Annotated in this window: 26 protein-coding genes and 1 pseudogene; 17 read left to right on the top strand and 10 right to left on the bottom strand. The window is 67.9% G+C overall.

The features are described from left to right. Window positions 1–25: 25 nt before the first annotated feature. Complete coding sequence (locus ACFU5V_RS12045; RefSeq protein WP_378434176.1) at window positions 26–562, bottom strand: carboxymuconolactone decarboxylase family protein; 537 nt, start codon at window positions 560–562, stop codon at window positions 26–28. Window positions 563–690: 128 nt separating this feature from the next. Here ACFU5V_RS12045 and ACFU5V_RS12050 point away from each other — a divergent pair, with 128 nt between their 5' ends. The 3 genes from ACFU5V_RS12050 to ACFU5V_RS12060 are packed head-to-tail and all read left to right on the top strand — an operon-like array spanning window position 691 to window position 3231. Next, complete coding sequence (locus tag ACFU5V_RS12050; RefSeq protein ID WP_378699354.1) at window positions 691–1851, top strand: zinc-binding dehydrogenase; 1161 nt, start codon at window positions 691–693, stop codon at window positions 1849–1851. Between the two features lie 13 nt (window positions 1852–1864). Next, window positions 1865–2770, top strand: coding sequence for a DUF4436 family protein (locus ACFU5V_RS12055; protein WP_378699356.1), 906 nt, complete (start codon window positions 1865–1867; stop codon window positions 2768–2770). 8 nt (window positions 2771–2778) lie between these two features. Next, complete coding sequence (locus tag ACFU5V_RS12060) at window positions 2779–3231, top strand: nitroreductase family deazaflavin-dependent oxidoreductase (protein WP_378699358.1); 453 nt, start codon at window positions 2779–2781, stop codon at window positions 3229–3231. A 3-nt stretch (window positions 3232–3234) separates the two neighbouring features. Here ACFU5V_RS12060 and ACFU5V_RS12065 read toward each other — a convergent pair whose 3' ends face one another. Both ACFU5V_RS12065 and ACFU5V_RS12070 read right to left on the bottom strand, forming a co-directional pair. After that, window positions 3235–3657 carry a cupredoxin domain-containing protein gene (locus tag ACFU5V_RS12065; RefSeq protein ID WP_378699360.1) on the bottom strand — a complete coding sequence of 141 codons (423 nt, stop codon included), beginning with the start codon at window positions 3655–3657 and terminating at the stop codon, window positions 3235–3237. 108 nt (window positions 3658–3765) lie between these two features. Then, on the bottom strand, window positions 3766–4476 hold the full coding sequence (locus ACFU5V_RS12070; RefSeq protein ID WP_378699362.1) for an enoyl-CoA hydratase/isomerase family protein: 711 nt from the start codon (window positions 4474–4476) through the stop codon (window positions 3766–3768). 116 nt (window positions 4477–4592) lie between these two features. Between ACFU5V_RS12070 and ACFU5V_RS12075 the strand changes: the two genes are divergently transcribed. From ACFU5V_RS12075 to ACFU5V_RS12085, 3 genes are all read left to right on the top strand, one after another. Further along, window positions 4593–5042, top strand: a complete 450-nt coding sequence (locus ACFU5V_RS12075) for a DUF6292 family protein (RefSeq protein WP_378699364.1) — start codon at window positions 4593–4595, stop codon at window positions 5040–5042. Continuing rightward, window positions 5039–6205, top strand: coding sequence for an AI-2E family transporter (locus ACFU5V_RS12080; RefSeq protein ID WP_378699365.1), 1167 nt, complete (start codon window positions 5039–5041; stop codon window positions 6203–6205). Before ACFU5V_RS12075 ends, ACFU5V_RS12080 begins: the two co-directional genes overlap by 4 nt. A 120-nt stretch (window positions 6206–6325) precedes the next feature. Beyond that, the gene (locus ACFU5V_RS12085) at window positions 6326–7711 is read left to right on the top strand and encodes a wax ester/triacylglycerol synthase family O-acyltransferase (RefSeq protein WP_378434159.1); all 1386 of its coding nucleotides are present in this window, start codon (window positions 6326–6328) and stop codon (window positions 7709–7711) included. Window positions 7712–7714: 3 nt separating this feature from the next. Here ACFU5V_RS12085 and ACFU5V_RS12090 read toward each other — a convergent pair whose 3' ends face one another. Beyond that, on the bottom strand, window positions 7715–8785 hold the full coding sequence (locus ACFU5V_RS12090; RefSeq protein WP_378699367.1) for an iron-containing redox enzyme family protein: 1071 nt from the start codon (window positions 8783–8785) through the stop codon (window positions 7715–7717). Between ACFU5V_RS12090 and ACFU5V_RS12095 the strand changes: the two genes are divergently transcribed. The 3 genes from ACFU5V_RS12095 (at window position 8786) to ACFU5V_RS12105 (ending at window position 11118) form a co-directional block, all read left to right on the top strand. Continuing rightward, a complete protein-coding gene (locus ACFU5V_RS12095) occupies window positions 8786–9004 on the top strand; it encodes a CDGSH iron-sulfur domain-containing protein (RefSeq protein ID WP_378434155.1) in 219 nt (72 codons plus the stop codon). 219 nt (window positions 9005–9223) lie between these two features. Then, window positions 9224–9679, top strand: a complete 456-nt coding sequence (locus ACFU5V_RS12100) for an STAS domain-containing protein (RefSeq protein WP_378699370.1) — start codon at window positions 9224–9226, stop codon at window positions 9677–9679. Continuing rightward, complete coding sequence (locus ACFU5V_RS12105; protein WP_378699372.1) at window positions 9676–11118, top strand: trehalose-6-phosphate synthase; 1443 nt, start codon at window positions 9676–9678, stop codon at window positions 11116–11118. The genes ACFU5V_RS12100 and ACFU5V_RS12105 overlap by 4 nt, the downstream gene beginning before the upstream one ends. 21 nt (window positions 11119–11139) lie before the next feature. Here the strand turns inward: ACFU5V_RS12105 and ACFU5V_RS12110 are convergent, their stop codons facing one another. From ACFU5V_RS12110 to ACFU5V_RS12125, 4 genes are all read right to left on the bottom strand, one after another. Further along, window positions 11140–11910, bottom strand: coding sequence for a GAF and ANTAR domain-containing protein (locus ACFU5V_RS12110; RefSeq protein ID WP_378434150.1), 771 nt, complete (start codon window positions 11908–11910; stop codon window positions 11140–11142). A gap of 180 nt (window positions 11911–12090) precedes the next feature. After that, on the bottom strand, window positions 12091–12888 hold the full coding sequence (locus ACFU5V_RS12115) for a SigB/SigF/SigG family RNA polymerase sigma factor (protein WP_378434149.1): 798 nt from the start codon (window positions 12886–12888) through the stop codon (window positions 12091–12093). Continuing rightward, complete coding sequence (locus ACFU5V_RS12120) at window positions 12888–13319, bottom strand: ATP-binding protein (protein WP_378699374.1); 432 nt, start codon at window positions 13317–13319, stop codon at window positions 12888–12890. The genes ACFU5V_RS12115 and ACFU5V_RS12120 overlap by 1 nt, the downstream gene beginning before the upstream one ends. A gap of 147 nt (window positions 13320–13466) precedes the next feature. Beyond that, the gene (locus ACFU5V_RS12125) at window positions 13467–13712 is read right to left on the bottom strand and encodes a cold shock domain-containing protein (RefSeq protein ID WP_378442457.1); all 246 of its coding nucleotides are present in this window, start codon (window positions 13710–13712) and stop codon (window positions 13467–13469) included. A 484-nt stretch (window positions 13713–14196) separates the two neighbouring features. On the opposite strand from ACFU5V_RS12125, the gene ACFU5V_RS12130 reads away from it, so the two are divergent. The 6 genes from ACFU5V_RS12130 to ACFU5V_RS12155 all read left to right on the top strand — a co-directional run bounded on the left by ACFU5V_RS12130 (window position 14197) and on the right by ACFU5V_RS12155 (window position 16819). Beyond that, window positions 14197–14736, top strand: coding sequence for a Dps family protein (locus ACFU5V_RS12130; protein WP_378442459.1), 540 nt, complete (start codon window positions 14197–14199; stop codon window positions 14734–14736). Window positions 14737–14774: 38 nt separating this feature from the next. Further along, complete coding sequence (locus tag ACFU5V_RS12135) at window positions 14775–15011, top strand: CsbD family protein (protein WP_378442461.1); 237 nt, start codon at window positions 14775–14777, stop codon at window positions 15009–15011. A gap of 45 nt (window positions 15012–15056) precedes the next feature. Then, complete coding sequence (locus ACFU5V_RS12140) at window positions 15057–15320, top strand: GlsB/YeaQ/YmgE family stress response membrane protein (protein WP_095864160.1); 264 nt, start codon at window positions 15057–15059, stop codon at window positions 15318–15320. A 149-nt stretch (window positions 15321–15469) separates the two neighbouring features. Continuing rightward, window positions 15470–15970, top strand: a complete 501-nt coding sequence (locus ACFU5V_RS12145) for a DUF6328 family protein (protein WP_378437191.1) — start codon at window positions 15470–15472, stop codon at window positions 15968–15970. A 66-nt stretch (window positions 15971–16036) separates the two neighbouring features. Then, window positions 16037–16180 (top strand): hypothetical protein, encoded by a 144-nt coding sequence (locus ACFU5V_RS12150; RefSeq protein ID WP_378437193.1) that lies wholly within the window; start codon window positions 16037–16039, stop codon window positions 16178–16180. Window positions 16181–16237: 57 nt separating this feature from the next. Further along, entirely contained in the window at window positions 16238–16819 is a 582-nt protein-coding gene (locus tag ACFU5V_RS12155) for a DinB family protein (protein WP_378437189.1), read from the top strand. Window positions 16820–16824: 5 nt separating this feature from the next. On the opposite strand, the gene ACFU5V_RS12160 is transcribed toward ACFU5V_RS12155, so the two are convergent. Both ACFU5V_RS12160 and ACFU5V_RS12165 read right to left on the bottom strand, forming a co-directional pair. Continuing rightward, window positions 16825–18543, bottom strand: a complete 1719-nt coding sequence (locus ACFU5V_RS12160; protein ID WP_378699376.1) for a cutinase family protein — start codon at window positions 18541–18543, stop codon at window positions 16825–16827. A 132-nt stretch (window positions 18544–18675) separates the two neighbouring features. Then, window positions 18676–18816 (bottom strand): annotated as a pseudogene (locus ACFU5V_RS12165) (HNH endonuclease); the annotation flags it as partial. Window positions 18817–18986: 170 nt separating this feature from the next. Between ACFU5V_RS12165 and ACFU5V_RS12170 the strand changes: the two are divergent. Next, window positions 18987–19712: a GAF and ANTAR domain-containing protein gene (locus tag ACFU5V_RS12170; protein WP_378437185.1), complete on the top strand. Its 726-nt coding sequence runs from the start codon at window positions 18987–18989 to the stop codon at window positions 19710–19712. A 341-nt stretch (window positions 19713–20053) separates the two neighbouring features. Further along, window positions 20054–21175 (top strand): hypothetical protein, encoded by a 1122-nt coding sequence (locus ACFU5V_RS12175; RefSeq protein WP_378699378.1) that lies wholly within the window; start codon window positions 20054–20056, stop codon window positions 21173–21175. Window positions 21176–21201: the final 26 nt, after the last annotated feature.

Below are 21201 nucleotides of genomic sequence, written 5' to 3' on the forward strand. Positions count from 1 at the left end.
TCGTCCGGCGACGTCGATGTGCGCGTCACTGTTCCGGGACGGCGCAGAAGTCGCTGTCGGAGAACCCCGACGGTCGCACACCGAGCGCCTGGTTGAGACGTCCGCGGTGATTCTCCCAGGCGATGGCCGCGGCCAGCTCGGTCACCTGGGACTCGGAGAAGGCGGCGAGCAGCGAACGCCGCAGGTCGTCGCCGATGTGGGCGGGGGTGCGTGTCATCGCGTCGGCGAACTCCAGGACCAGCTTCTCGGTGTCGTCGAACGCGGGGCTCTCACGGAAAGCCGGCAGGGCGCGCAACTGGGCGTCGCTCACCCCGAGCGCACGGCTGAACGCCGATCCGATGTCGAGGCAGTACTCGCAGTTGGTCAGCGCCGCCGCCTTGATCTCGGCGAGCGCCTTCAACCGCGGATCGACCCGGGCGCTCGCCGCCAGCGCGACCTCGTGGAATCCGACGGCCGCGAGCAGTTGCGGCCGGCGTCGCAACCAGCGAAACAGGTCGGCCCGGTTGCGGCGGGCGGTGGGAAAGACGCGGCGAAACGAGTCCATCTGACCGAGGACGCTCATGCTGTCGGTTTACACCCGCCGCCGGACCGAGACAACCCCCGGGCCGTTCGGCAATCGCCGTGTCCCGGCGGCGGCAGTGTTCTACGTTCGGAGTCGAGGCCGACCCCGCCGCACCCCGAGGAGTCACCATGAAGGCAGTCGTCTGCACCGAGACTCGCCTGGAGGTCGGTGACGTCCCGGCTCCGGTCCCGGCCAGGGGGCAGGTGCTGATCGACGTCTCCCGGTGCGGGATCTGCGGCTCGGACCTGCACGCCCGCATACACGCCGACGAGATGGCGGAACTGGCCGCCGCGACCGGCTACCGCGACTTCATGCGTTCACACCAGCGGGTGGTGCTGGGTCACGAGTTCAGTGGCACCGTTGCCGATTACGGGCCCGGCTGCCGGAAGCGGTGGCCGGTGGGTACCGCGGTGGTGGCCTTGCCGGTCGTCCGCACCGGAGCCGGGGTTCACCTGACCGGCCTGTCGGCGTCGGCGCCCGGCGGCTACGCCGAACAGGTGGTGGTGCAGGAGTCGATGACGCTGCCGGTCCCGAACGGCCTGACGGCGGAGAAGGCGGCCCTGACCGAGCCGATGGCGGTGGCGTGGCACGCGGTGCGCAAGGGTGACGTCGGCAAGCGCCGGAACGCGATCGTCATCGGGTGCGGCCCGATCGGTCTCGCGGTGATCACCATGCTGAAGGCGACCGGTGTCCGTACCGTGGTGGCCGCCGACTTCTCCACCCGCCGCCGCGAACTCGCCCGGCAGTGCGGTGCCGACGTCGTCGTCGACCCTGCCGGGGCGTCGCCCTGGACGTCGTATCCGCGACGTCGGGAAACGACCTCGATCACCGACGTGCTCGGTCTCGGGCTGGACACCATGGAGAAACTTCGCCGAATCCCGAGGCTGCCGTGGTGGCATGCGTTCGCCCTCGCCGACACGGTGGGCGCGACACCGTCCGGGCCGGTCGTCTTCGAATGCGTCGGCATGCCCGGCGTCATCGACGGCATCCTGGCCGGAGCCCCGCTGCGGTCCCGCGTCGTCGTGGTCGGGGTGTGCATGGAGACCGACACGTTCCGGCCGGCGCTCGCGGTCAACAAGGAGATCGAACTCCGCTTCGCCGTCGCCTACGACCCCCGCGAATTCCGCGACACCCTCCACATGCTCGCCGACGGAAAGGTCGATCCGACACCGCTGATCACCGGCACGGTCGGCCTGCCCGGGGTCGAATCCGCGTTCGCCGCGCTGGGTGATCCCGAGGTGCACGCGAAGATCCTGATCGACCCCGAGATCAGCACCGCTTCCCTGTGATCCGCCGCCGATCATGAACTCTCACCATCCCCGCCTCCGATGGGTCGCCCCGGCGCTGCTCCTCGCGTTGATCTACGCGGCGTCGCTCACCGTGTACGGGTTGAGCAGCCGCACCGGCGAGGACGAGGGGCCGTTCGAGGGCAGTCACGACGAGGTCGTGGTCCTGGTGACGGCGAAATCGCTGCAGCCGACGACCGATCGGGTGCAGGCAGAGGTGACGATCGCCGTCGGCGAGGAGTACCTGCACGCCAACGGCGACACCCTGAATCGGGACATCACCCTGCTGCTCTTCCCGAGCACCAGTCACGAGGAGATCGTGTTCCGGGCGGGCGCCGCTCCGACGACGTTCGACACCGAGTTCATCGCCACCGGCAACGCGGCGTATTGGCCGTTCGACCGGTTCGAGGTGAACCCGATGGTCGTGGAGGCGTACGAGGGCGCCGGTGCCGACCGTGCACTGCTGCCCACGGGTCTCCTCGTGGACGGCAGAGTCGACGGGTGGAAGGCGCGGGCCGAAGCGGTGACCGTCGACACGGACCTCTCGCGGAACGGTACCGGCGCCGCGCTGTTGTTCGCGCGCACGGGCGGGAACCTGATCTACGCCGGCATCCTCCTGCTGATGATGACGATCCTCGCGGGGCTCGCCGCGTTCGTCGCGCTGCAGACGTTCCGGCGGAAGCGGGCCGTCAACACGGACATGCTCGGCTGGATGGCGGCGATGCTGTTCGCGGTCGTGCCGTTGCGCGGAATCCTGCCGGGAAGCCCGCCGATCGGGTCGTGGGTCGACATCGCCCTCACGGTGTGGGTGGTGTCCACCCTCGTCGCGTCACTGGCGTTGTTCGTCTTCTGCTGGTGGCGGGACAGCGAGCAGCCCGATCGGCCCGAGGTGGTTGCCACGAGCGCGACGGATTCGGAATAGTCGAGCACATGGTGCGCCGGACGGGACGAGTGTTGCCGCCGTGGTATCTCGGCCACGTCAACAGGGTGATCGTCGGCCTGCATCGGCTGGGGGTTCCGATGCCGATGCCGGCGCTCACCGTGCCGGGCCGGAGGACGGGGGTGCCGCGGTCGACGCCGGTCTCGCCGTACGAGGTGGACGGCGAGCGCTATATCGTCGCCGGGTACGCGGAATCGGATTGGGCGAAGAACGCCCGCGCGGCCGGGCGCGGCCAACTGACCCGCGGGCGCCACCGCCAGCGTGTTCGGCTGGTCCCTCTGCCGATGTCGGAGCGGGCCCGGATCCTCCGCGAGTTCCCGATCCGGGTGCCGCACGGGGTCACCATGTTCCTGAAAGCCGGGACGGTCGCGAACTCCTCTCCGGAGGCGTTCGCGGCCGCGGCCGACCGGTGCGACGTGTTCCGCATCGAGCCGCTGGACTGACCATCACCGCACTTCGAGCGTCCCCACCATGTTCGGGTGGTAGGTGCAGTGGAAGGCGAAGGTGCCCGGCTGGCCGGGCACCGTGAACGTCGCGGTCGCGCCCGGTTCGACCTCCACGTCGAACAGGTCGCCGGTGTCTGCGGTCACGGTGTGTTCGGCGGTGTCGTCGTTGCGGACGGTGACCTGCTCTCCCGGTGCGAACGTGCCGGGCAGGGTGTATTTGAAGTCGCTGATCACGATCTCCCGCGCACCCGCAGGCATGGACATCGGCATCGACATCGACATCGACGGCATGTCGGTCATCATGTGGTCCCCGCCGTGCTCCGATTCGGAGGAAGCGGACGAGTCGTCGCTGCCGCTACCGCATGCAACCAGCGCGAACGCGGACAGCAGGATCGGCAGGACAAGTGTCAGTACGCGTTTCATGGTGGTCGCCTCCGGGGTGCCGGTGGGAACGGATGCCCGACGCCCCGTTCCTCGCGGGAGTAGTACCCGTTTTCCCGGCAGACACCCCTCGATGTGGGTGGTGGCTCGTCAGCCGCCGTTCAACGCCTCCTGCGTCTCGAGGTTCGCGACCGGGGTGCGGAGCGAGGCGACGGCGTCGGCGTAGAGGGAGGACTTGATCTCGCCGAGCGTGCGGCCACGCGTCGCGACGAGTCCCTGCGCGTGTGCGACGGCATGCGCGAGCACCTGCTGTTCGGGAGCGACCTCGTCGACGAATCCGACTTCCTTCGCCGCGACGCCGCCGTACCGGCGGCCGGTCACCAGGGCGGTGTGCACCGCCCGGGCGGGCAGGCGGGCCGCGAGCAGTGCGATGCTGCCGGGTGCGTAGCTCGCCCCGATGGTGATCCCCGGCAAGCAGAAGTAGCCGCGGTCCTCCCGCATCACGCGGTGGTCGTGCGCGGCCGCGAGGATGGCCCCGCCGCCGAAGGTGTGCCCGGTCAGCGCGGCCACGGTGGGGAGCGGGAAGGTGAGAATCCGCGCGAACAGCGCCTGCACACGGTCGATGTAGGAGTTCAGCTTGTCGGTGTTGGCGAGGACCCAGGCGGTGTCGAGACCGGTGGAGTAGAACTTTCCGATTGCGGTCGTCACCAGCGCGGCGGGGCCGTCGTGCTGCTCGACCCGGTCGAGGAGGCCGTCGACACTCGCGATCCAGTCCGGGTGGAAGGCGTTCTCGCTGTCCCGTTCCCCCTCCTCCCCGAAATGCAGGACGAACACATCACCCGAGCGTTCCAAGTACGGCATGCGGCGAGGTTACCCGCAGACCGTCGGGCTGCGCCCCTCGAACACCCACCGGTGGGTGAAGTTTCAACTGTCGCGGGGCCGGGTATGTCGATCGACACACAGCTGAGGGGTGGACCATGAAGAGCGGAACAGGCATTGCCGACACCCGCACCGTTCGGGACTACATCCACACGGTGGCCAGGAGCGTTCACGCCGATTCCATCGACTGGTGGGACTGCGACGGATTCGACGCCGTCCTCGTGCTGCCGTTCCGGTTGCACTACCTGCCCGGCCGCAACGCGGTGCTGGCGTGGAACCGGACCTTCGGCTGGTCGCTCGGAGTCGAGGGACTGGGCCGCCGCAGCGTCGTCGTGATCGACGGTCTCGGCCTCGGCCGGATGCCGTCGCCCGCCGTGTGCGCGGAACGTGCGGTGGAGTTGATCGACGACTACTGCCGCTCCACACCGGCACTGCCGGGCGGGCACGGTGCAGGCCCCGCCGGGCCGGCCGCCGCGGATCGCTGTCCCCGCATCGGCAACGCCGCCGCCGGTGGCGGACGGCGGGACAGAGTCGTCAAACGACCGTGACCGGTGGCGCCGAAGGCCACGACGACAATGTGGCCCAACCGCATTCCTCCGCGCAGGAGCAGCCGATCGTCGCCGCCGAGCAGGGCGCGGCGCGCATCAGCACGGCCGCGCATCCGCTGGGCACACCCGGCCCGCGGTTCGACCGCCGGTCCCCGTTCTTCATCGGCATGGCCGGGGCCGCCGGTGTCGCCGTCACGTACGCGCTGATCGAGGTCGTTCTCGCGGCCCGCGGGGTGCTGGTGCTCATCGCCGTCGCCGCCTTCCTCGCGATCGGTCTCGAACCGGCCGTGTCCTGGCTGGTGCGACACGGGTTGCCCCGATGGGCGGCTGTCGCAACGGTTTTCGTTGTCGCGTTCGCGATACTGGCCGGGTTCCTCGCCGCGGCGATCCCGCCGATGGTGAACCAGGGCGGCGCTCTCGTGCACAACGCCCCCGACTACCTGGGCCACCTCGAGCAGCGTTACCCGGTCCTGCAGGAACTGAGCACCCGCTTCCACCTGCAGGACGAACTGCGCCGGGCGCTCGACGCGGACAATGCGCCGGTGGTGCTCGGCGGGATCGTCGGCGCGGGCAAGTTCGTGTTCAGCGCCATCAGCGGCACGGTGATCGTGGTCGTGCTCACCGCGTACTTCCTGGCCGACTTCGGGCACATCCGGGCCTCCCTGTACCGCCTGGCCCCGAACACGCGGCGACCGCGGACGATTCTGATCGGCGACGAGATCTTCGCGAAGGTCGGCGGCTACGTGCTCGGGAACCTCCTGATCTCGCTGATCACCGCCGTCCTCACGTTCGTGTGGCTGGTCGCCTTCGACGTCCCCTACCCGCTGTTGCTGGCCGTCCTCGTCGCCGTGCTGGACCTGATTCCGGTGGTCGGTTCCACCCTCGCCGGTGTCGTGGTGGCGCTGGTCGCCCTGACCGTGTCGCTGCCGGTGTCGCTGGCGACCATCGTCTTCTTCATCGCCCTCCGCCTGTTCGAGGACTATCTCCTCGTTCCCCGCATCATCGGCAGAACCGTCAAGGTGCCTCCGATGGTCACCGTCGTCGCCGTCCTGATCGGCGGGGCCCTGCTGGGTATCGTCGGGGCGCTCCTCGCGATTCCGGTGGCCGCCGCCGTGCTGCTCCTCGCCCGCGAGACGGTGTTTCCGCAGCTCGATCGAGGGTGAGCAGGCGCGGCGCGAAAACGGCCCTGTGGAAGAAGTTTCCATGTTCTGCTTACCCTGGAGACGTGGGATGCGCCGGGGCATGCTCGGGGTCGTGTCCCGAGCATGAGAAAGAGGCGCTGCATGTCGGTGATGAGTCCCACCGAGGCGATGTTCGTGCTGTTCGAGACACCCTCGCACCCCATGCACATGGGTGCGCTCGAACTGTTCGAGCCGCCGCGCGAATCGGGACCCGATCACGCCCGGGTGATGTACGAGGCGCTGATCTCGCAGGAGGGTGCGTCCGACACGTTCCGCCGGCGCGCCGTCCGCCCGCTGCGGGGCGCCAGTTACCCGTGGTGGTCGTTCGACGACCGTATCGATCTCGGCTACCACGTGCGGCACACCGCGGTGCCGGGGCGGGGACGCATGGAGGACCTGCTGTCGCTGGTGTCCCAGATGCACGGCATGCCGCTCGATCCGCAACACCCGATGTGGGAGATCCACGTCATCGAGGGACTCGCGGACGGGCGGACGGCCGTGTTCTCGAAGATCCACCTGTCGCTGATGGACGGCCCGGCGGGGCTGCGGCTCCTCCACCACGCGCTGTCGACCGACCCCGACGCCCGCGACTGCCCTGCACCGTGGACGCCCGGGGTGTCCGGCACGGCGCGGCGCGAATCCGCGCTGCCTGTCGCCGCGGTCCGGGCCGGGGTGCGGGCGGCCACCAGCATCGTCGGGGTGCTGCCCGCGCTCGCGAAAGTCGCGTACGACGGTGTCCGCGACCAGCATCTGACGCTTCCGCTGCAGTCGCCGCCCACGATGCTCAACGTTCCCGTCGGCCGGGCCCGGAAACTGGCGGCGCGGTCCTGGCCGATCCGCCGCCTGGTGTCGGTGGCCGCCGCCGCCCGCACCACGATCAACGCGGTGGTACTCGCGATGTGCTCGGGGGCACTGCGCCACTATCTCGTCGAGCAGTACGCCCTCCCCGAGGCGCCGTTGACGGCGATGCTGCCGGTCCCGCTCGACCTCGGCGGCACCATGATCGGACCGCGCGGCCGCGACCACGGCGTCGGCGCGATGGTCGTCGGGCTGGCCACCGACGAAGCGGACCCGGCCGCCCGCCTCGCCCGCATCAGCGAGTCGGTTGAGCACACCAATCGGGTGTTCGGGGCGCTGAGCCACACCCAGTTCCAGGTGATGAGCGCACTGGCGATCAGCCCGATCCTGCTCGAACCGGTCCGCCGGTTCGTCGACGACACTCCCCCGCCGTTCAACGTCATGATCTCCTACATGCCGGGCCCGTCGCGGCCGCGGTACTGGAACGGCGCCCGTCTGGACGCGGTGTACCCGGCGCCGACAGTCCTCGGCGGGCAGGCGCTGAGCATCACCCTCACCAGCCGGTCCGGTCAGCTCGACGTCGGCGTCGTCGGCGATCGGCACGCCGTCCCGCACCTCCAGCGGATCATCACGCACCTGGAGACGTCGCTGACCGATCTGGAGAACGCGGTCGCCGCGTCCGGCACCTGACCGCTACCCGGCCGGTTCCCGCAGGGAGGTGCGATTGCGGTCCCAGCACCGGGTGACGTGGTCGCCGACCAGGTCGTCGAACGCGAGACACGCCGCGGCCCCCAGCAGGACGTCGTCGGCCGCCGCGGGCCGGGCGGCGACCAGCCCGCCGGCGAGGTCCCGGCACACGATCTGTTCGTGCACGGAGTCGGCCTCCACGTGCTCGTCGAAGAACCGGGTGGCCGCCGTCCCGAACCCGAGCCGGCGCAGTCCGGCGGCGTACTTCTTGCTCGGCAACGCGGACGTGGTCTCCACCGCGCACAGGTGCCCCACCAGGGCCCCGAGACGACTGCGGTGGAGACCGAACAGGGACAGCGCGTTCAGCGACGCCAGCGTGACGGCGGGCACCGCGTCGACGTAGTGCGCGTACGCGTCGGACAGTCCGAGTTCGCGCATCGTCGTCGCGAACAACGCCGAATGCATGCGTTCGGGTCGGCCACCACCGTATTCGTCGGACTGCACCTCCACCAGCGCCGCCTTCGGCGCGCCCGCGAGCCGCGGAATGCCGAGCGTGTGCACGTCCGCCTCTCGCAACTGGTTGAGGGAGCGGTGGATCAGCAGTTCCCGGAACTGGGTGAGATCCGCGTCGTGGGCCATGTGCCCGGACAGCCCCGGCGCGGTGCTGGGTGCGGTCATCTCCCACAGCGCCGCCACCACGTCGTCGACGCCCGTCGGTGGATCCGCGAGCGCGCCGATCGCAGCGTCGAACGGCACCTCCAGCGCCGACCGGGCGGCGATCAGGTCGCTGTCCCACTCCCACCGGTCGTCGACCCCGGCGATCCCCTGCAGGTGCAGTTCGTACAGGGCAGTCAGGCAGATCTGCGCGTCCTCGTCGAACAGGAACGCACGCGGGTCGCTCCGTTCCGCCGCGGCGAGAGCACGCGCCGCCCCCACGAACGGCTCGGCATCGGCGGCGTCTCCGCGCAGAATGGGGAACAGGACGCCGCTGACGGGACCGCGCGGCGCCGGACAGGGCATGGACGTTCCCGACTGCGGCACCGTGCCCGATACCGACCGAGAGTGCAAGGTGGTCATATGAACTCCATTCCCACATCCGGGGCCGGCGAATCCGACGTGACCATCACCGTCTGCCCCGACGGCCCGCTCCTGGTGCGTGGTGCGGCGCGGATCCTCGACACCGACGGTAACCCGATCGGCGGCGGGCGGGCCACCGTGGCGCTGTGCCGGTGCGGGGGGACGAGCATCGCCCCGTTCTGCGACAGTTCGCACAAGAAGCGGCGTCGCCGCACCTAGAGCCCCCCGCTCCCTGACGAGAAGTGCTGTGGCGCAGTCGAAAGCAGAAGCGGCGTGGTGCGGAGGCAATCCGATGCCGAAAAGCCTCCTGCCACCGTCGGCAGAATGAGGTAACGTCGGAGACCTGCACGGTTGAGCCCCCAGCCGCAATGGACGGGCACGGTCACCGCGCCTCCCCTCGTGCCTGTCTCCTTCGTCGCTCGACCGTGAGGAAACGACATGAAATCCGTTCTCAGTGCGCTGCCGACACCCCACGACCCCGCCACGAGTATGCCGCTGTTCAGCTGGGCGGCCGAACCGGAACACGGGCGACTCGTCGTCGACAGCGCGCCCGGCGCCGGGGGGATCCTGGTCGTCCGGATCTCCGGCGACATCGACGTCACCACTCTCCCGTCCTTCGGAAGTCACCTCGAGGAAGCGATCGACGATCGGTTGCCGTTCGTGCTCGACCTCTCCGACGTCCAGTTTCTGTGCGCGTCGGCGCTGCCGATTCTGGAGATCATGGCCGCCCGCGCGCACCGGCTCACCGTGCCGTGGGCGGTGACCGGGAACAATGCTCTCCGCAGGCCGGTGACGGCGATGAACCTGGCGGCGGTCATCCCGTTCTGCGCCGACCTCGAGGACGCGTTCCGGCTGGTTGCCGGTGGAATGCGGCGGGGTGGGCGCTCGGCGTGACCGATTCCGCTCCGCACGGCACGTCCGACTTCGTGGTGGTCGCCAACCGGCTGCCCGTGGACATGGAGACACTCGACGACGGAACGACACGCTGGAAGCGCAGCCCCGGAGGTCTCGTCACCGCCCTGGAGCCGATCCTGCTCGACCGGGAGCGCGGTTCCTGGGTGGGCTGGCCGGGGGTGCCCGACACGAAGGTCGAACCGATCGTCTCCGGTGGGATCGATCTGTACCCGGTGGAGTTGAGTTCGGACGCGGTGTCGCGGTACTACGAGGGCTTCTCGAACGCGACGCTGTGGCCGCTGTACCACGACGTGCTGGAGGCCCCGGTCTTCGACCGGGATTGGTGGCACACCTACCTGGACGTGAATCGCCACTTCGCGGAGGAGACCGCGCGCACCGCGGCCGAGGGCGCCACCGTGTGGGTGCAGGACTATCAACTCCAGCTGGTGCCGCGCCTGCTCCGGGAGATGCGGCCCGATCTGACCATCGGATTCTTTCTGCACATCCCGTTCCCGCCGGTCGAGCTGTTCATGCAGCTGCCGTGGCGGAAGGAGATCGTGGAGGGACTTCTCGGGGCCGACCTCGTCGGCTTCCATCTGCCCGGGGGCGCCCACAACTTCCTGTTCCTGGCCCGCAGGCTACTCGGGCTCGACGCCACCCCGGCAGGCGCCGGCGTGCGCGGCGCGCTCGGCCGGGTGACGCTCGACGACCGTGTCGTCCAGGTCGGTGCGTTCCCCATCTCCGTCGACACCCGGCAACTCGTCGAACAGGCCGCCGACCCCGCGGTCGTCGAACGGGCCGCGGAGATCCGCCGGGAGCTCGGGAACCCCCGGAAGGTCCTTCTCGGCGTCGACCGGCTCGACTACACGAAGGGCATCGACCTGCGGCTGTCGGCGCTCGGCGAACTGCTCGACGAGGGTCGTCTCGACCCGTCCGACACCGTGATGGTGCAGCTCGCCACCCCGAGCCGTGAACGCGTCGAGCACTACATGAGGATGCGCAGTTCCATCGAGGAACAGGTCAGCCACATCAACGGCGATCACGGGCAGATCGGCCGGCCGGTGGTGCACTACCTCTACCAGCCGGTCGATCGCCGCGAGCTGATCGCGCTGTTCCTCGCCGCCGACGTCATGCTCGTCACCCCGATGCGCGACGGTATGAATCTCGTCGCGAAGGAATACGTCGCCTGCCGGGCCGACCTGGGCGGTGCGCTGGTGCTCAGCGAATTCGCGGGTGCCGCCGCCGAACTCCGGGGCGCCTACCTGGTGAACCCGCACGACCTCGACGGCGTGAAGAACACGATCGTGTCCGCACTCGATCAGGAGCGGGACCACGGACGACGCCGCATGTCGCGGCTGCACCGGCAGGTGCTCGACCACGACGTGCACCGGTGGGCGCAGTCCTTCCTCGGCGCCCTGGCCCCGATCACCACCGACTGATCGCCGTCCGCCACACAGGCCTCACTCCGGATTCGTCGTCACCGATTCGACGATGCGGCGCGCCACCTCCGCCAACTTCACGTGCTCCTGCTGCGACTGTGCGACGAGGATCTCGAACGCCTGGTCCGCGGACACACCCCGCAGCGCCATCACGATCCCCTTGGCCTGCTCGATGACGGCGCGGCTCTTCATGGCCCGCGTGAGGCCCGTCACCTCGTTCCTGGCCAACTCCACGCTGCGGGCGCTCCTGAGCAACCCCTCGATCGCCGTGGTGTAGACGAGCAGCACCACGGCGTCGAGTTCACTGAAACCGTGATCGCCCTGCCCGTAGATGTTGAGGGTCCCGGCGAGGGCCTCGTCGACGGCGAGCGGCGCGGACAGGAAACTGCGCATGCCGGCCTGGTCGAGGTTGTCGGCGAGGGACGGCCACCGTGTCGCGGCCTCCCCGAGTCTCGCCTTGACGACCTTCCGTGTGCCCGCGACACCGAAGTAGTCGCCGTCGATGGCCTGGAAGTTCTCGATGTCGATCTGCCGGACCGCCTGGTCGGTGAAGGCGACGGTCTCCACGTGTCCGTCGCGGAGCAACGAAATTCCGGCCATGTCGGCGCCGGCGATCGCGTCCACCACCTGCTCACAGACCCGTTGCAGCAGCTGGCCCATCTCCACTTGTGAGCCGGAGTTCCGATTGAACTCGTCCAACGCGGTTGCCAAGGAGCCCAATTGGGCGGCTATCGTCGCCCCGTCGAGATCAGGGGACATCGACTCAGGGCGTTCACCCGCAGTCTCGGCCATTCTCGGATACACCTCGGATTCCGGGTGTAACCGACAGGACACCCACTGAACGAACGCAGCAGTTGTCTCTACCGTCGAGAAGACTTTACTCGACCCGGGAACCGACTTCGTCCACCGATCCCGTCGCCGGGCGCGGCCCCCGTTCGTCGGACGCGGTTCGAACGAGCCGATACGGTCGGCTCAGCCGCCGCCCAACTGCTCTCGCAGCCCGGACAGGGTGCGTGCCAGGATCCGCGAGACCTGCATCTGCGAGACGCCCACGCGCTGGGCGATTTCCGTCTGGGTCATCGACCCGAAGAAGCGCAACATCAGCACTCGCCGTTCGAGCGGCGGAAGTTTCTCCAGCGCCGGCCGCACCGAGGCGTGACTCTCCACGTTCGCCAGCTCCGGGTCCTCCTCGCCGAGTGTCTCGGCGAGGGGAAGGTCGTCGGGGTCATCTCCCATGGCCGCATCCATCGACAAGGTTTGGTAGGCATTCTTCGCGAGCAGGCCCTCGGACACTTCCCGGACGTCGAGTTCGAGTTCCGCGGCGATCTCACTGGCCGACGGTGATCGCCCCAGTTCCTGCGACAGCTCGTCGACGGCCTTGGCGATCAACGCGTGGAGTTCCTGCATGCGCCGGGGCACCCGCATCGACCACCCGGTGTCGCGGAAGTACCGGCGAACCTCACCCATGATCGTGGGCACCGCGTAGGACACGAAGTCGAAGCCCCGCTCCGGATCGAAGCGGTCGACCGCCTTCACCAGCCCGAGCCGGGCGACCTGCAGCAGGTCCTCGTGTGCCTCGCCGCGACCACCGAACCGGCGGGCGATGTGATCGGCCAGCGGAAGGCAGCGTGTGATGATCTCGTCGCGCAGCGCGGACGCCTCCCCCGACGCCTCCTCCAGGGTTCGCAGGCGCGCCACCGCGGGCGCCACGTCCTTGTAGTCGTCTCTGCCGGGACGGTGCCGTTCGCTGCGTTCCGAAACCGGTGACACTAGATGGTGCCCCGGTATTTGACCAGTTCCACCGCCACGGTCCGCTCGACGGACCCGTTACCGACGGGCCCCTCCGACACCGACACCCCATTCATCAACGTCTCGAGCACGTGCCAACCGAAACTCTCCCGGTTGGGCACCCCGCGTCGGCTCAGCGGTGCACTGATGCTCACGTGCAACCCGGTTTCCGTCACGGCGAAGGAGCACGTCAGTTCGGCACTTCCCGGCGTCGCCGCGATCAGTTCCGAACACACCTCGTCCACGGCAAGTTTGATATCGGCGACGTCGTCGAGCGTGAAGTCTCCCAGAACGGCGAGCGTTTCCGCCACGGCGCGCACCACGGGCAATTGTTCGAACTCCGCCGCCACACGAAGTTCCACGGGCACACCGGATCTCGTTTTCATTCGTCTAACCTCGTCGACCTCGGCCATCTGCACTCCACGTCTGTGTCGTCGGTTTCTGCGACTCTCGGCAGCGTACCCAGCTGCCGCGGCCCTCAACCCGCCGGCGAACGAAAGCGCGAACGTGTCCCGAATGTGTCCCTGACGTGTGGTTCGACGAACCCGATTCGGTGGGTCTCAGGCGATCCGGACGTCGCGTGCCTGATTGCCGGTGTCGGTGCGGCAGACGGTGAAGCTGACACGCTGCCCGTCCACGAGGACGCGGTGACCGTCTCCCGCGATTTCGGAGACGTGGACGAAGACGTCGTCGGAACCGTCGGCCGGGGCGAGGAACCCGAAACCCTGATCGGCGTTGAACCATCGCACCGTGCCGGTCTGCAGGTCCGTCGACGGGCGGGCAGGCAGTGTGTCGCCTGCGCTCATCGTGCCGCCCTCCGATCGGTGAGGCCGCGGAGCGCGGCGCCGCCTCCCAGGCTCGCAACGAGCAGAACCACGAGCAGAACCACGTTGAGCATTGCGCCTCCTCGGCGTGCACACTTTCGGCCCCCTGGCCGAATCAACCCGAAACTAGTGGGTCTCTGTCGAGTACGGGCCGGTTCGGGCCGAGCGTTTGCGCAATCGAGATCTGGCGGACACAACGCATCCGTGTCACTCGCCACAGAAGATCTGATTTGCCAGACATAGATTTTGTAGTACGGTCGAAGTGTCGGAACTTCAGCGATCGAGTCGAGAACGCGTGGCGACACGAACAGAAGCCGCCGGCGAGGTCAGGGCCCGTGATTCGAGACCTTCCGTCACGGGTACGCGGTGAGTTCACCGGGCGCCGCCCCGACACGCAGGCGACCGAACGGGGCATCCACGCCCCGGGGTTCCGCAGGCAGTCAGCAAGCGATAGAGAGGACCGAGAATGTCGAAGTTCACCGTGCCAGGTCTTTCCGACGATCAGGGAGCGCGAGTCGCCGACATCCTGCAGAAGCGGCTCAGCGCATACAACGATCTTCATCTGACGCTCAAGCACATTCACTGGAATGTGGTGGGTCCGAACTTCATCGGCGTGCACGAGATGATCGACCCGCAGGTCGAACTGGTGCGCGGCTACGCAGACGCGGTCGCCGAACGCATCGCCGCCCTGGGGAAATCGCCCGACGGCACACCGGCCGCCATCACCCGTGACCGCACGTGGGACGACTACTCGGTGAACCGTGACACGGCGCAGGCGCACCTCGGTGCCCTCGACCTCGTGTACAGCGGCGTCGTCGAGGACAACCGCAGAGCGATCGCCGAAACAGGCGAACTCGACCCGATCACCGAGGACCTCCTCATCGGCCAGACCGGCGAACTCGAGAAGTTCCAGTGGTTCGTGCGCGCCCACCTGGAGAACTCCGGCGGCAGCCTCTCCAACAATGGTGCGCACTCCGAGAAGCAGGCCGCCTCGCAAGCGCGCTGAGCACGGACCGACCATTCCCCTATCGAAAGGTGACGAACATGGCTGAGAACGACAGCGGACCGGCAGAGGCCGTCAAGGGCGTCGTCGAAGACGTCAAGGGCAAAGCGAAGGAAGCCGTGGGTGCGGTGTCCGGCCAGGACGACCTCACCCGCGAGGGCAAGGCGCAGCAGGACAAAGCCGCCGCTCAGCGCGAGGCGGCCGCGAAGGAAGCCGAAGCGGAGAAGGCTCGCGGCAAGGCCGAGGCGCAGGAAGCACGCCAGCGCGCCGAACAGTGACACCGGCGACCGCCGGATGACACTCACCCCTGAAAGGACTGATACGTGCTAGGACTGGGAATTCTGGGCTGGATCATCATCGGCGGCCTCGCCGGGTGGATCGGCAGCAAGATCATGAAGACCGACGCCCAGATGGGGATCATCCTCAACATCGTCGTCGGAGTCGTCGGTGGACTCCTCGGCGGATTCATCCTCAGCCTCTTCGGCACCGACGTCGAAGGCGGCGGCCTCTGGTTCAGCTTCTTCACCTGTCTCCTCGGCGCGGTGATACTCCTGTTCCTGGTCAAGCTCGTGACCGGGCGTCGATAGACGCCCGCATCCCGGAACCGGGCCCGCCCATCACACGATGGGCGGGCCCGGTCTCTTCGGCGTCCGCCACGTCCTCGAACCGCGCATCGACGGCAACGGATTTCGCGCGAATCAGTGGTCTCGCACCCGCAATGGGGTATTCGTAAGGGATGGACAGTCGAGGGTCGGATCGCGACGATGCCGACTGGAACTTCCGCGCCCGCCACGAGACCGGGACTCAACGGCTCGACCGGAACTGGAGTGGTCTTCTCCAGGAACTGCGCGTCGTGCAGACCGGTGTGCAGCTGCTCACCGGATTCCTGCTGACGCTGCCGTTCCAGCAACGTTTCGAGGACCTCACAGACAGCGAGGTGGGCATCTATCTGGCGACGGTCGCCCTGTCGGTGACGTCGACGATGCTGCTCGTCGCGCCAGTCGGTCTGCACCGCATGCTCTTCCGCAGGCACGCACTCCCCGAGCTCGTCGCGGCCTCGCATCGTCTCGCGATCTGCGGTATCGCCACCCTCGGCCTGGCACTGATCGGTGTGGTGGCGTTGATCTTCAGCTTCGTGATCTCACCTCTCGCGGGAGGCGTCGCCGCCGCTGTCGCGCTGGTGATGTTCTGCGGACTCTGGGGTTTCGCCGCAGTCCTGCAGTCGCGGCATCGGTGAGCCCCGCGTTTCGGTCTCACGGCTTCCGGGTAGGCGAAGCGGGGGCAGCGGAAGGAGAGAGTGATCGTGTCCGAGAGCACACACGACGAGAGGGACGAGCCCAAAGGCGGGCGCCCGGGCCCAGCCGATCACGGCAAGGACGGTGGCATGGCCACGAGAGAGAACGCGCCCGAGTTGACGGACGACTCCGCAGACGCCGACACCGACTGACCACACCCGATCGCCGCTCGAGCACAGAAGGAATGCCGTGACGGACCAGGAAGCGCATTGACCGATCCGAAGGCGGACCTCCACGACTACCTCCAGACCGCCCGCGATGCTCTGCTGTGGAAGCTGGGCGGGTTGTCCGAGTACGACATCCGCCGACCGATGACCGCGACCGGCACGAACCTACTGGGGCTGGTCAAACACCTGACCGGCGTCGAGATCGGCTATTTCGGTGAGCCCTTCGGCCGATCCGCGGACTTCCCACCGTGGGTGACCGACGACGCCGAAGACAACGTGGACATGTGGGCGACGGCCGACGAGTCCCGCGACTACGTCGTCGGCCTGTACCGCCGGGCGTGGGAGCACGCCGATGCCACCGTCCGGGCGTTGCCGCTCGACGCGCCCGGGCGGATACCGCACTGGCCGGAAGACCGCCGCGACGTCACACTGCATCGGATTCTCGTACACGTGATCGCCGAGACTCACCGGCACGCGGGCCACGCCGACATCGTCCGCGAACTCGTCGACGGAACCGCTGGGCTGAGGGCGGACAACGACAACCTGCCCACAGTCGAGCGCACGTGGTGGGAGAGCTACCGAGCCCGCGTCGAACGGGCGGCACGCGAAGCCGGCCCAGGCTGAGCGCTTCACCCCGCAGGTTGCGCAGTCGTCGTGGTGACGACCGGCGTGATGGTGGTCACCGACTCCGCAGCGGTGGTCGTCGTCGGTTCGGCCGTGATGGTCGCGGCTGCGGAGGATTCCGAGACGGCCTGCGGCACAGACGGCGGCGTCGTGGTTACTGCGGCCACCTCCACGGCGGTCGTGGGTTCCGGCGATGTCGTGGAGGCGACCGTCGTGGGTGCCGCTGAGCGGGTGGTCGTCGTGGTTGCACCCACCGTGCTGCCGGCCGGCGAGGGCTGCTTCTCGGCGGCTGTTGTGGTGGGTGCGACCTGCGCCGCTTCCGCGTCCGTCGTCGAGGCGGCGGCGAGTGTCGCTGTCGACTGCGCAGTCGCGGCCGTGCGCGCCTCGCCCTTTTCCGCTTCCTGCGCCAGGTGCGTCAGCCAGGCCGCTGCGTACTGGGCAGACGTCAGCGGTTTTCCGTTCCCGGCATTCGCGTCACGCCAATAGTCGAAGTGGTGGCCGGTCCCCTCCCCCAACGTCTGCTGGTACGGATCGCTCATCGCCACCTGGATCGTGTTCTGGTTGTCCGCGATGAACCCGATGATTTCGTTCCGCACCTTCGCGGGCAGGTAGACCAGGTCGACCGCCTGATTGGACGAGATCGGACCGGCCGACGTGTCGGACTGCACCGCAACGGGTTCGGTGGGCTTGTACGCCGGATCCGACACCTTGACCAACACGTCGAGGAACGTCTCGTCGGACTGCATCCAATTGTCCTGCGACTGGATGTCCGCGAACGCGGCGAGAGCGATCTGCCCGATCACCACCGCGAGATCCTGTCCCGTCGCCGGCGTCAGACCCTCCTTCTGCAACGCGTCGACGTTCAACTGGCGTCCCACGTTGATTGCGAGTTGCAGCAGCGCAATGTTCTCGGGAGCGGAGCAGGTCAGATCTCCTTCCGAGCAGAACGATGCCACCTTGCCGTCCAACGCGCCGAAACTGCCGGACGTCCCGGGCAGTGCACCTCGTCCGGGTGTGCCGGTCTGACCGGACTGGTAGACGAGATCGAAGCCGTCGGGATTGCGGAATTCGTTCTCGGCGCCCGGAAATGCTCCTTCACCGAGAGTGCGGCCGGCGTCCGCCAGGATGACGACGCCGACGACGGAAGCGGGATCCAGAATGTCGTACGAGCCGTCCTCGCCGTCCTGGTTCCCGACTTCCATCGCAACGCGTCTCGCGACGTCGGCGCCTTCGCTGTAGCCGACGATCGAGAACTTCGTGTCCGGGCACGACGCGTGAATGGAGCGCATGACGGTTTCGGTGTTGTCGACGCCGGCGTTCACCGCGTCCTCGTAGGAGTTCATGTTCGCCGGGTACTCGATGTACACCGCGGCGTAGGACCCACCGCCGACGGATTGCTGCGGCGCGTTCACCACCTCATCGATCCAGGGGCTGGTGTAGTTGCTCGAGTACGACGCAGGAAGCGGCGTGCCGTCCGGTGCCACGAGCATCTGGTGCGTCCCCGGCCTCGGACTGTCGCCGCGGCCGGCCACGGCGATGCTGACCATGTCGTAGCACGCATTCGAGGCCGCTGCCGTCAACGCTGTCGCCGCCGTGGCGGGTGAGCCGGGGTTCGACCATGGCGTCGCGAGCAGTGCCGCCAGTCCCAGGGCGCCAGGGGCGACCAGACTGCCTGCGATCCTCCGTCGATGCGCGACCTTGCGTGCTGAAACGCGACGTTCCATGGTCTACCCCATCCGTTCGTGGCGCGTGCCGAACACCCGAGTAGGTGTCAACGCGTTAACAGACAAGTCGCGCAACGCCGCAGCGGTGTTACACGGTGCTCCGGCAGAGTGGCCTCACGACGCTCGCGGATGCGCGAACCCCAGATGCCGGCCGCCGCGGTTCGAAGACTCCCTGCGCACCAACGCAATACCCCGATCCCACTCGGACCGCGGAAGTTTCCGAGCCCTGCGGTCCGCACGGATACTCGCGACATCGGCGAAGACCGCTCGCACCCGAGACCCCCCGAGGTTGTTCGAAACTTTGTTCGATAGCCCCCATTGGTCGCAGCGACGGCAGTGGTCGAGCCACCGGCGGTTGTCGCCGTTCTGGCAGAATTGTGCGGACGTCGCGGGAACCGCGGCGCCCGGTTCACGTCGCGTTGTCGCACCTCGGGAGGCGAGTCATGTCGGATGATCCTTCGGGGACGGCACGTATGGGAGACGACGGTCCCGGCGCTGTCTTCGCGAAGTTGGCAGAGATGGTGTACAACGGCGACGACTTCGATCACGTCTACCGGGCCATCTGCGATGCCGCGGCCACTCTTGTCCCCGGGTGTGCGCATGCCAGCCTCATGCTGAAGCAGAATGATCGCCACATCACCGTGGCGGCGAGCGACGAGGTCGCAGCGCACGTCGACGCCCTCGAGCGAGCCGAGCAGGAAGGGCCCTGCCTCGATGCGATCGAGAATGACGCACCGCAGGTAGAAACCGAACTCGCGCGTTCGACGCAATGGCCGCGGCTCGCCCGGCGGACTATCGCCGAGACGCCCGTCCGAGGTGCCGCAGGGTTCCGGCTCCTCATCCGTGGGCGGAAGGTCGGCGCACTCAACCTGTTCGCGGACAACCCCGGAGAACTCACCGACGAATCGATCGACCAAGCGATTCTGATCACGGCGTTCGCGGCGGTGACGTTGACAGCGCTCCACGAACACCAGGAAGCGCAGACGCTTCGCGACGGCCTCGCGAGCAACCGCGAGATCGGGAAAGCCATCGGGCTGTTGATGGCGTTCCACGACATCTCGGAGGACCGGGCTTTCGACCTGTTGCGCAAGACGTCGCAGGACATGAACATCAAGCTCACCGGCGTCGCACGGGAAGTCATCGCGCATCACAATTCGAAGTTCGACTGAGTGTAGGGTCTCCAGAACCGTGGCACGACCATCAGTCGGAATCTCACGGTGAGTGGCGGGCCGGTGGCGGATCAGCCACCGTTGTGAGACGCGCCCACTTTCAGAATCGGGGGTCAACTGACCGCCGTTGACCGCCCCGAATGCGCGGCTCCAGATCGTTCGGGTGTCCCGATTGACGCCCCGAAAGCAAAATCATCACCGGACGGGTCAAACGGGAACGCGCAGCTCAGGGAGTCTCGATCAACGACCCGCTTCCGGAGACGTGCCGATCAACGTTCCGCTTCCGGACGGGCGATGATCGCCGGATTCTGTCCGGCCGGGGACTCTACAGTGGTCAGCAAATGACTACAGCAGAAGTGTTGTTGGCCGGCCCACGTGGGCGTCGGATGCTGCTCGCCTACGCGAGGGACGCCGAACAAACTCTGCAACCCGAGTCCTGCAGTGACTCGTTCGATTACGCGGTATCCCTGGCGTCGTATCACCTCGAGTCCGGTCAGGAAGGCGCACGCGTGTTGTTCGGGCCCGGCGCCGAGGAGGCTCGGCGGACCGTCCTCACTGCAGACGATGTGGCGCACCGCCTGTCCCAGGTTCCGCTTCCCGAGGTGACGGCGGCTGCACTCCGTTCGACCCTCGCCGACACGGTGGACACGGCGCGCTACTGGCAGGACCCGGACGGTGAAGACATCCTCGTCGCCGCCGAGCCGGTGCGCCGTGAGCTTCGACGGGTCGCCGAGCACATCGCACGATCGGCGCATGCGCAGTGGTGGACGACGCCCGTTGCGGCTGAGCAGTGGTCGGTGGGCTGGAGCGAGAGCGCGGGCTGGAGTGATGACGGCACGGATTCCGCTGGTTCAACTACCGCGGAAATGTTGCGTGACTACCGTGATCGGACTGCCGCGGAAGAAGTGCGAGCCGAACGCGATCGTCCGGCGGATCCGTCGGCGAACTGGTCCGGCTGGTGGTGGTCGACTCCACCTACACGGTGTTCGTCCCGGCGGCTGTTCGACCGGACCCCGGCCGGCTTGTGGTTCGTCGAGGACAGCATGGGATGGGAGCGCGCCATCACGCGACGAGTGAACATCCCCGCCGGCGCTCGCGTGTACGAGGTCGACGGTGCGCAGGCGTGGGCAGAACTGTGCAGACAGTTCCCCGTCGAGGTCACCGCGCAGAAACGACACGATTGGTACCGCACCACCGGACGATCAGGACGATGGGTCATTCCCGACTGGCCGCGGCTCTCCGAACGATACGAGGGCGTGCACCTGACCGTGGCGGGATACCTCGCCGCAGCGGGCACCGCGATCGCCGTCGACGCCGACACCGCGAGTGTCATCGCGGGATGGGCGCCCGACCACACCTACTGGCTCACCGACACCGTCAACCTCGGTAGCGATGATCCTCGGACCTGGGTGTGCGACACCAGTGGGATGCATCCTTCCTGGATCGAAGAGGCGCACCACTGAGAAACGATCGGTATGAGGATCCGCTT

Origin of the sequence: Rhodococcus sp. NPDC057529 (assembly GCF_042802055.1) — a bacterium.
In the GTDB taxonomy this organism is placed as follows: Bacteria; Actinomycetota; Actinomycetes; order Mycobacteriales; family Mycobacteriaceae; genus Rhodococcus_F.

What these genes read in the sequence shown, in the direction of transcription:
- ACFU5V_RS12135 (WP_378442461.1), top strand. Translation starts at nt 14,775, where the DNA reads ATGGCTGAGAACGACAGCGGACCGGCAGAGGCCGTCAAGGGCGTCGTC.
- ACFU5V_RS12060 (WP_378699358.1), top strand. Translation starts at nt 2,779, where the DNA reads ATGGTGCGCCGGACGGGACGAGTGTTGCCGCCGTGGTATCTCGGCCAC.
- ACFU5V_RS12095 (WP_378434155.1), top strand. Translation starts at nt 8,786, where the DNA reads ATGAACTCCATTCCCACATCCGGGGCCGGCGAATCCGACGTGACCATC.
- ACFU5V_RS12120 (WP_378699374.1), bottom strand. Translation starts at nt 13,319, where the DNA reads ATGGCCGAGGTCGACGAGGTTAGACGAATGAAAACGAGATCCGGTGTG.
- ACFU5V_RS12125 (WP_378442457.1), bottom strand. Translation starts at nt 13,712, where the DNA reads ATGAGCGCAGGCGACACACTGCCTGCCCGCCCGTCGACGGACCTGCAG.
- ACFU5V_RS12100 (WP_378699370.1), top strand. Translation starts at nt 9,224, where the DNA reads ATGAAATCCGTTCTCAGTGCGCTGCCGACACCCCACGACCCCGCCACG.
- ACFU5V_RS12110 (WP_378434150.1), bottom strand. Translation starts at nt 11,910, where the DNA reads ATGGCCGAGACTGCGGGTGAACGCCCTGAGTCGATGTCCCCTGATCTC.
- ACFU5V_RS12045 (WP_378434176.1), bottom strand. Translation starts at nt 562, where the DNA reads ATGAGCGTCCTCGGTCAGATGGACTCGTTTCGCCGCGTCTTTCCCACC.
- ACFU5V_RS12170 (WP_378437185.1), top strand. Translation starts at nt 18,987, where the DNA reads ATGTCGGATGATCCTTCGGGGACGGCACGTATGGGAGACGACGGTCCC.
- ACFU5V_RS12175 (WP_378699378.1), top strand. Translation starts at nt 20,054, where the DNA reads ATGACTACAGCAGAAGTGTTGTTGGCCGGCCCACGTGGGCGTCGGATG.
- ACFU5V_RS12070 (WP_378699362.1), bottom strand. Translation starts at nt 4,476, where the DNA reads ATGCCGTACTTGGAACGCTCGGGTGATGTGTTCGTCCTGCATTTCGGG.
- ACFU5V_RS12160 (WP_378699376.1), bottom strand. Translation starts at nt 18,543, where the DNA reads ATGGAACGTCGCGTTTCAGCACGCAAGGTCGCGCATCGACGGAGGATC.
- ACFU5V_RS12085 (WP_378434159.1), top strand. Translation starts at nt 6,326, where the DNA reads ATGTCGGTGATGAGTCCCACCGAGGCGATGTTCGTGCTGTTCGAGACA.
- ACFU5V_RS12145 (WP_378437191.1), top strand. Translation starts at nt 15,470, where the DNA reads ATGGACAGTCGAGGGTCGGATCGCGACGATGCCGACTGGAACTTCCGC.
- ACFU5V_RS12130 (WP_378442459.1), top strand. Translation starts at nt 14,197, where the DNA reads ATGTCGAAGTTCACCGTGCCAGGTCTTTCCGACGATCAGGGAGCGCGA.
- ACFU5V_RS12075 (WP_378699364.1), top strand. Translation starts at nt 4,593, where the DNA reads ATGAAGAGCGGAACAGGCATTGCCGACACCCGCACCGTTCGGGACTAC.
- ACFU5V_RS12065 (WP_378699360.1), bottom strand. Translation starts at nt 3,657, where the DNA reads ATGAAACGCGTACTGACACTTGTCCTGCCGATCCTGCTGTCCGCGTTC.
- ACFU5V_RS12055 (WP_378699356.1), top strand. Translation starts at nt 1,865, where the DNA reads ATGAACTCTCACCATCCCCGCCTCCGATGGGTCGCCCCGGCGCTGCTC.
- ACFU5V_RS12050 (WP_378699354.1), top strand. Translation starts at nt 691, where the DNA reads ATGAAGGCAGTCGTCTGCACCGAGACTCGCCTGGAGGTCGGTGACGTC.
- ACFU5V_RS12090 (WP_378699367.1), bottom strand. Translation starts at nt 8,785, where the DNA reads ATGACCACCTTGCACTCTCGGTCGGTATCGGGCACGGTGCCGCAGTCG.